General features: G+C 68.4%; 1 protein-coding gene and 1 pseudogene. Both read left to right on the forward strand.

Annotated features, from left to right (window positions below):
• On the forward strand, window positions 1–2,184 hold a 2,184-nt coding region (locus FGE21_RS19690), incomplete at its 5' end, for a DUF1983 domain-containing protein (protein ID WP_139665098.1).
• A 9-nt stretch (window positions 2,185–2,193) separates the two neighbouring features.
• Window positions 2,194–3,010 (forward strand): annotated as a pseudogene (locus FGE21_RS19695) (hypothetical protein); the annotation flags it as partial.

Consider the following 3,010-nt stretch of genomic DNA (forward strand, 5'->3'; position numbering starts at 1 on the left):
CAGCCGGTGCAACCGGCGGCGGACTATGAGGTCCGGGCCAAGGCCATCGCCTCCAGGCGGGCCACCGCATGGGGCGCCTGGCTGCCGGTCAGCACCCCGGATGTGCGGATCGCGCCCGCGCTTCTGGACGACGCCGTCTGGCAGGCCATCAGCACCGACGCGGCCAGCGTGGCCTCTACGCTTGATGCGGAGCTGACGGCCGAGGTGGTCGCCCCGATCGCCCGCGATCTGGAGCTGCGCAGGGTCGAACAGCGCACCGTTGCCGAGGCGGTTGGGATCATCGGCGAGCAGGTGGTCTGGGCGATCAGCCGCCTGTCGGACGTGGACGGGCGGCTGTCGGATGCAGGCATCGTGCAGGACCCGGAAACCGGCACCGTGCGGATCTATGCGCTGGAGCAGGAGGCCGAGCGGATCAGCGAGACGGAACTCCGCCTGAACGCGGCGGAGGCGTTCCTGTCGCTGTCCGCCACCCAGGCCTGGGTCAATGAGCAGATCTCGCGCGCGGTTCTCGATCCCTCGCAAATCCCGCTGGTGGGTGACCTCCAGATGCAGGTCAACCAGGTGCAGGTGGATCTGGACGCGGCAGAGGCGGCGCTGGCGCTGTCGGCCTCGCAAACCGAGGTGGACGGCATGGGCGCGCGGCTGTCCACGGCCGAGGCCGATCTGGACGCGGCGGCGGCGGCGATTGCGCTGAAGGCCGAGCAGTCGCAATATGAGGACCTGCAGGGGCGCGTGCAAACCGCAGAGGTGCAGATCGATGCGCTTGACGGGGCGCAGATCGCGCAAACTGTTGCGGACACCCGGCACCTTCTGAACAGCGATGACGCGGCGGCGGTCCAGACGCTTGCCAACCTGCTGCAGGCCCATGAGCACGGCGGGCGTGTCCAGCAGGACATCGCCTATGCGACGCAGGATCTGCGGGCGCGGGTCACCGAGGATCGCGCGGCCGTGGCGGCGCTTGGGGTCACCTTGGGCGCGTCCATCGACACTGCCGTGGCGCTGGTGCAGGCGGAGACGCGCACCCGCGCGGCGGCGGACAGCGCTCTGGCCTCGGATGTGGTGACGCTGAATGCGCGTCTGCAGGACACCGAGGGCGAGATTGCCGGGCAGGCGCAGGCGCACTCACATCTGGCAAGCCGGGTCACATCGCTGGACGGCACGACCAGCAGCCAGGCGCAGTCCATCACGTCGCTGACCGCCCGCCTGACCGGGGTGGAGGCCGCGCAGGGCGATCAGGCGACGGCGGTGCAGAGCCTGACCTCGCGCATGTCGGATGCCGAGGGCACCATCACGGCGCAGGCGCAGTCGCTGGCGTCCCTGTCGACCACGGTCGGCAGCAATACCAGCACCGTTCAGAGCATCTCGGAAAGCGTCGACGGCGTGCTGGGGCGGCATATGCTGCGCGTCAATGTGAATGGTGTCGCCACCGGCATGGTGATCGGGGCCGAGGCAGGCAATGACGGGGCGGTCAGCAGCACTGTCGCCTTTGCGGCAGAGGCCTTCACGATTTCCGCGCCAAGCGGGGCCGGGGCGGTCTCGCCCTTTGCCTTCTACGCGTCACCGCGGGTGATTGACGGGATGCTGTTTCCGGCCGGTCTCTACGTGGAGAACGCCTATATTGGCCGGGCTGCGGTCGGGCGGGGGCAGATTACCGACGCGCTGCAAAGCGACAACTACGCCGAGCGCAACGGTCGCCCGACGGCGGGTCTGAAGCTCGACTTTGCACGGGGCCGGGTGTTGGCGGCAGATGTGGTCATGTCCCGCGATCAGGTGCTGGCGTCGGGATCCTTCACCCACGCCGGTCAGGTCGGGGACGGCGCGGTGTTCCGGTTTGTGAACACCGGGATCCGCGTGTCGTCGCGCGATGTGCGCTCTGTCACCGAGGCCTCTGTGGTTGTCGAGGCGGGCATCAAGTCCTTCAGCCAGGCGGCTAGCGGCTTTGACCCCAACAATGCCTGGTGGTGCGCCAAATGCACCGTCCTGAACGGGCCGCGCTGGTACGGGTTCAACGCCGACCGTCCGCAACCGGCCTTGAGCTACCGCCAGGACCCCGGCGATCTGGTCGACCCCCATTGGGCGACCGGCATCGATCAGCGCGTCTGGCTGGAAATCGAGGTTGTCCTGGAGGGCCTCTCCTGGATCGAAAACCCCACCATCGAGTGGATCGTCAAGCACGTCACATAAGGAGACATCATGGCTTGGGCATCATCTGGCACGGTGAGCGTGACCAACGGCAGCACCACCGTAACGGGCAGCGGCACCAGCTGGTACGGCGGGCTGCAGAATGGCTGGGGCCTGGTCGGCCCGGACGGTCGGGTCTATGAGATCCTGACGGTGGACGACGCGGCGACGCTCACATTGAAGACGCCGTATCAGGGCGCAACGGCGGGCGGGCAGGTCTATGCGGCGTTCCCGACCGGGTCGCTGACGGCGGATCTGACGGCTTCGCTGCAGGCGCTGATCGCCAATTATCAGGGTGTTTATGACACCATTGGGCAGGGGCGTTTTACCGGCGACGTGGTGTTTGATGGGGATCGGGACACCGGCATGGGCAACCCGTCCTCCAATGAGGTCGCGCTGAAAGCGGGCGGTGACTGGCAGTTGCGCCTGGCGGGCGGGCAGGCCTCGGGCGCGGCGGTGCAGGCGACCGCTGCCGATGCTGGCGCGGGCAAACTGCTGAGGGTGGGGGCAGGGGGGCTTCTGGCCACCAGCCCGCCGATCCTCGCGGATCCAATGCAAATCGACGCGCCCGCCGGGCTCTACAGCATTGACACCTCGGACGGCTGGCCGTTCCTCGGCGCTTTGTTGCAACTGCGGCGGAACGCCGGGCGCGGGGTTCAGATCGCCGCGCGCGGGTCGTCCTCGGCGCCGAATGCCTCCAGCGAGATCCTGGTGCGCACCTCCGGCAACAGCTTTGGCGGGTGGGCGCAGTTCGTCCATTCCGAAAACCTGCTCGGCACCGTCTCGCAGTCCGGCGGCGCCCCCACCGGCGCGGTGATCGAGCGCGGCA

The organism is Phaeobacter sp. B1627 (genome assembly GCF_006265095.1).
GTDB lineage: Bacteria > Pseudomonadota > Alphaproteobacteria > Rhodobacterales > Rhodobacteraceae > Epibacterium.